We start from the raw sequence: 5,810 nt of genomic DNA on the forward strand, positions 1-5,810 counted from the left end.
GTTTGTTTGGATATCAGGTGATTAACCCTAATAGTCCTTACATAGAACAAAATGGTCAGATAGGAGACATTCTTTTTGTATTCATTTAATATTTTCTGAGTCCTCATTGGACATCACAGAAAACGCCTTTTTTTCTACCAATAAAATATTGTAAAAGAATGCGCTTATTTTAAAGAAAGTGTGAGGAAATTAGGGAGTTGCTAAAATAATGAGTAAGAAGTTGCAACAATATCAAAATAATTCTCTTCCTTTGTTCAGCCACAATTTGAAAACGTTGGTGTTGTGTCTGACCAAGAGAACGTTAAAGTTTGCTTAAACCTTTCTTTCGAGTAACGTAGATTGATACTATAAAAAAAGTAAAAAGCAGACGAAATTGCATCTTCGGCTGCTAGATTTTGTTAAAGGATGAAATTCTTTCTTTCATTAATTCGAAAACAACAGGAATATATCTACTATTGTCGAATAAATAACCTATAGGAGTGTGTCGTACATATTAAGATAGGAGGAGTTAATCATGAAACAAAAAATTTACATAACACGAAAATTACCTGATGCCGTGGTTGATCGGCTTAGAGAAATATGTGAAGTGGGCATGTGGGATAAAGAAGAAGAGCCTGTACCGAGGGAAGTGCTTATGAAAGAAATCCGAGATGTGGATGGAATCTTAAGTATGGTATCAGATTCGATTGACGAGACCCTTATAAATCAGGCCACTCAACTGAAAGTGATTAGCAACATGGCTGTTGGATACAACAATATTGATATTAAGGCTGCAACCGAAAGAGGGATAATGGTTACAAATACGCCAGGTGTATTAACTGAGACGACCGCTGATTTGACGTTTGCCCTCCTGATGGCTACTGCAAGACGCTTGGTCGAGTCATCCGATTATTTGCGAGAAGGTAAGTGGAAATCCTGGTTTCCCATGCAGCTGACCGGACAGGATATTCACGGTTCGACACTGGGCATCATTGGAATGGGAAGAATCGGCGAGGCATTGGCGAAAAGGGCTAAAGGTTTTGATATGAATGTCATCTATACTAATCGCTCGAGAAAAAGTAAAGTAGAGGAAGAATTAGGTATTCACTACAAAGATAAAGAGACATTACTTAGAGAGTCTGATTTTGTATGTGTATTGGTTCCTTTTACACTAGAAACCAAAGATACAATTAATAAAGAAGAATTGGCTTTAATGAAGCCAACTTCTGTGTTAATTAATACAGCGCGTGGTGGTGTTGTAAATGAAGATGCTTTATACGAAGCTTTGATCAATAACGAAATTTGGGCTGCAGGTTTGGATGTATTTCAAGAAGAACCTGTACCAATTGACCATCCATTACTAACATTACCTAATGTTGTGGCGTTACCCCATATCGGTAGTTCCAGTATTAATACACGAATGAAAATGGCGCATCTTGCGGCAACTAACTTAATAGAAGGAATTTCCGGTAATACTCCGAAAAATTTAGTAGCTGAGTAACAAAACGAGCAATTTTAGGGAGGTATATATAAATGAATTTAACTAAATTTCCACGAAATCACTATACACAATTCCCTACACCAATTGAAAAAGCAAGTCGTTTTTCTGCCTCATTAAAGGGACCTACTGTATTCATTAAACGGGATGATTTACTTGGTTTAACAGAGGGTGGCAACAAGACGAGAAAACTAGAGTTTCTCATAGCAGATGCACAAGAAAGTGGGGCAGATACTATTATTACGGCTGGGGGGATTCAGTCGAACCATTGCCGATTAACGTTAGCTGCGTGCGTGAAGGAAAATCTCAAATGTATACTTATATTAGAAGAAAATATAGAAGCGCAATATGATACGCAAACAAATGGCAACTTTCTTCTATTTCAGTTGTTGGGAACTGAATCTATTAAAATTGTTCCCAACGGCACGGATGTATACGAAGAAATGGAAAAGACAGCAAATGAAATTAAAAAGGACGGAAGAAAACCTTATGTCATACCAGTTGGTGGATCCAATGTGACGGGGATATTGGGGTACGCAGCATGTGCGGAAGAAATTACCGAACAAGCTACAGAACTAGGTGTTCAATTTGACTATGTTATATGTACAAGCGGTAGTGGCGGCATGCATGCTGGATTAATTACTGGTTTTCAAGGAATGAATGACAACACCAAAGTTATCGGAATCAATATTAGCCGGGGGAAAGAGGTTCAAGAAGAGCTCGTATATCAACTAACAAGAGATACCGCTGCTCATATTGGACTAGATAAAACGATATCTCGTGAAGCGGTGACTTGTTTCGATGAATATGTCGGACCAGGCTATGCTTTGCCAACAAAAGAGATGGTACAGGCAGTCAAGCGATTAGCAAGGACGGAGGCTGTTTTGCTTGACCCTGTGTATACGGGGAAAACGATGGCTGGACTCATAGATCTGATTCAAAAAGACTTCTTTAAAGCCAGTGATAATATATTATTTATCCACTCTGGTGGCACACCCGCTATTTATGCCTATTCACCCATTTTTTATGAAGTAGAGTAAGCAAGGATAGAAAATAGGTAACATAGTTGTCCTCATAAATATACACACTGTAAGTTGACTGGAAGAGCTGTGCGAAGGTATGTGTTTACGTAGAAATCGACCCTGAAACCTAGTCGACTTGAAGTAATATATGATAAAATTGTGCTATGTAAATTGAGAGAGAGAACTGGGTGAACGAATGAAACACAAGACGAAGGCCTTATACGACTATTTAATAACGAATACGTCAGCCATTACAGACACCTGGATGGAATTAAGATGTAAAAGAACGGGATCTCATTACTCACTGGATGCGTCACCTGAAATTGCTCAAAGAATTAGAAATCAAAATAATAACTATGTAAAAGTAATCGCACAGTCCCTGTTGCAAACTGATGAGGAAATGCGCAAGAGTGTAGTCGAATGGACCAATCAAACTGCTGTTGATCGAGCTAATTCAGAGACAGCTTTGAGTGATGTTTCGGAACAACTGAGAATTTTTCGCCGTGTGTATTGGCAGCATATTGAACTATGTGTGGAAACTGGATCAGTCGAGGTCACAGTAAAAGATGTATTTCAATGGGAAAAAAAGATAAACAATACGTTTGATTTCATTTTCGAAAATTTTACAAGCGTCTATATGAACGTCTTAATGAAGCGCTTAATTTCTCAACAAGCCGTAATCAGAGAGCTCAGTGCACCAATTATCCCTCTTTCAGATGAAGTTGGCGTATTGCCATTGATTGGCGATATCGACTCAATTAGAGCAAAGTGTATTTTGGATAGCACGTTATCTCAAAGTATTGATTTAAAGCTTACGTCTTTAATTGTTGATTTATCAGGTGTTCCTGTAATGGATACGATGGTAGCGAACCAGATTTTCATGGTGATTGATTCTTTACGTCTAGTAGGAATCACGGCTATTCTTACGGGCATTCGTCCCGAAGTAGCTAAAACTGCTGTCCATCTAGGCATTGATTTTAAAGATATTCAAACATACGGATCTTTAAAACAAGCCATTAATACCCTTAAGACTAAAAACACACTTTAAATATGAGGGCTAAAAATTCTATATCAAATGTAAAAGAAGCTAGACGCCTAGTTAAATAGGTGTTTAGCTTCTTTTACTGTCTAATTGAAAGAAAATCAAACTAGAATTAGGAATCTTTTAATCACTTAAGTTGCAGAATACCTTTTGAGACCAAAACCATCTGCCCGGTTTTTCACATTTAGAGTTTGCTAAGATTATTCATCTAAAACTATTCATTTATTGCTTCTGGACTTCCACTTTTTTGTAACACTTTTAAGCCCGATCCCATATCAGATGCTAGAACATAATTTCGATCTACAAACACGCCCCAGATATTTGATTTACTCGGAATGTATGAGCCAGTTTCAACTGGATTGGATGCATCTGTAATATCCACTACGCGAACTCCACCTGAGTAGTGAGATAGGTAAAGTGTGTTTCCCTGTACTTTCGGGTCATGGACAGTAGAACCGCCTGGCACTTTTTCTGTGAAATCAGTCTTGAACGTACTAAGAAGTTTTGGTGCCGTTTTGTCTTTAATATCATAGATCATAGTGTAGCCATATGATGTTTCGAAGCCGTCTCTAACTGGGCCGAAAACTTCTCGTGTTTCAACGAGTACGTTATCACCCTTTGCAAGGTCCATTGAATGTGCTGCTCCTTGAACAGTCGAACCAAAGTCTGTTCTTCCTAAGTAAGTAGGGTTTTTAGCATCGCTAATATCTAGAATTATGGTACCTAAATCCCAATAAGATAGGTAAGCAGTGGTTCCGTCTCCATCAGTTTTTACACTGTGCGCAAAAGCAGATCTCTTAATGCCTTCTTCATCTGACCAGTTATAGCCGTCGTAATTTTCATCGCTAACTTCTGGAATATAATCACGTGGGTTGAATTCATAGATGGTTTCTGGAGTTGTTGGATTGGTTACATCAACAATCGAAACATCCATATTCTCTCCATGTGAGTAGTAGTCCGCATAGGGATCTGCCGTCAATACATAAATATTATCTTCTTGAACCGTTAAATACAGTTCATGTGTACCACGTGCAGGAGAAGGGGACTCCCAGAAACCTAATTCCTTCGGTTCTTTTGGATTCGTCACATCGTACAAGACGAAACCGCCTTTTGTATCCGGATTATTACGATTTAGCTGTTGGACACTTACAACTGCTAAATCACCCTTAAAGTCAGGTGTGTCCACAGTCTTCACAACTACCTTTTCTTGCCAAGTACCTTCAATGGCAGCAAAAGATGAAACTTCAACCGGATTAGAAGGATTCTTCATGTCAAATACTCGGACACCGCCAGCGCCGCCATTTGCAGTGTGTGTTCCTAGATAAGCGAACCCTTTATGTGCGTAGACATCTGCAGTAGAATTTTTGACGCCTTCTTTAAGTTCTTTCAAAGGAACAGCCGCAATTTCTTTGAGATTACTAACATTTTTACTTCCTTCTAGCATTGGCGCAACCAACTCACTGCCCGATAAATTTTCGCCTTTTTCTGCAGATCCACCCAGTTCGTCATGGGAAAAAGCGGTCGTTGCTCCAACTGGTAAAATTAATACACTTGCCAATGCGGTATGAATCCAGAATTTATTCTTCATTAACTCTCCTCCTAATAATTTTGAATTTATTAAGTGAAACAATTTAACTGTGAAAGATGGAACTCTAAACCCTAGCTAGGTATTGTTCTTGAACATTTGCTTAAAATCCTTAATAATCCTCCTCTCTTTCGGATATTAAGGAACCCGAAATAGTATAATTATAGTTTACAGAATATTTGAAAATATTTACATCAGCCGATATTACTAATTACCAAAATATTCAAATATACCTAAAATTCATCTAATTGAATTGTAAAATCCCGGGGGTTTAATCAATTCTCTGTATTTACTCGCGAGTTTATAGTTAAAATTAACCAGTATTATCGTTTCGATAATTGTTTGATGAGCTAGGATGAGAAAAGATTGGACTCGGAGGAATTTTTAAATGAAACAATCATTGAAAAATGTACTTATTTATTAGATGAGACGCAGTTATATTGTGGGGAATAGAGGTGAACGTAAATAATTCAGTTTAGGCATGGTCCATATGGAATAGTGGATACAGAGATTTTATCAATTTAACTAGACAATTTCAGTTACATAAAACAACATCACATCATTACCGCTGTTTACACGGAAACAAATAGCAGCGAAGCGAAATCAAACTAATTAACCCCACCATGCCATAACGTAGTTTGTACTTCAAAAGCAGCAGCGCAGCGGAAACCAAACCAATTAGCC

4 protein-coding genes are annotated in these 5,810 nt (G+C 38.0%); 3 read left to right on the forward strand and 1 reads right to left on the reverse strand.

Annotated features, from left to right (window positions below):
- Positions 1 to 514 precede the first annotated feature (514 nt).
- The 3 genes from C406_RS0118950 (at position 515) to C406_RS0118960 (ending at position 3,547) form a co-directional block, all read left to right on the forward strand.
- Positions 515 to 1,480, forward strand: coding sequence for a 2-hydroxyacid dehydrogenase (locus C406_RS0118950; RefSeq protein ID WP_017382210.1), 966 nt, complete (start codon positions 515 to 517; stop codon positions 1,478 to 1,480).
- Between the two features lie 32 nt (positions 1,481 to 1,512).
- Complete coding sequence (locus tag C406_RS0118955) at positions 1,513 to 2,517, forward strand: D-cysteine desulfhydrase (RefSeq protein WP_017382211.1); 1,005 nt, start codon at positions 1,513 to 1,515, stop codon at positions 2,515 to 2,517.
- Positions 2,518 to 2,695: 178 nt separating this feature from the next.
- Positions 2,696 to 3,547, forward strand: coding sequence for an STAS domain-containing protein (locus C406_RS0118960; RefSeq protein ID WP_017382212.1), 852 nt, complete (start codon positions 2,696 to 2,698; stop codon positions 3,545 to 3,547).
- A 208-nt stretch (positions 3,548 to 3,755) separates the two neighbouring features.
- On the opposite strand, the gene C406_RS0118965 is transcribed toward C406_RS0118960, so the two are convergent.
- The gene (locus C406_RS0118965; protein ID WP_017382213.1) at positions 3,756 to 5,129 is read right to left on the reverse strand and encodes an LVIVD repeat-containing protein; all 1,374 of its coding nucleotides are present in this window, start codon (positions 5,127 to 5,129) and stop codon (positions 3,756 to 3,758) included.
- Positions 5,130 to 5,810 lie beyond the last annotated feature (681 nt).

The sequence above is a fragment of the Paenisporosarcina sp. TG-14 genome, from assembly GCF_000297555.1.
Lineage (GTDB): Bacteria > Bacillota > Bacilli > Bacillales_A > Planococcaceae > Paenisporosarcina > Paenisporosarcina antarctica.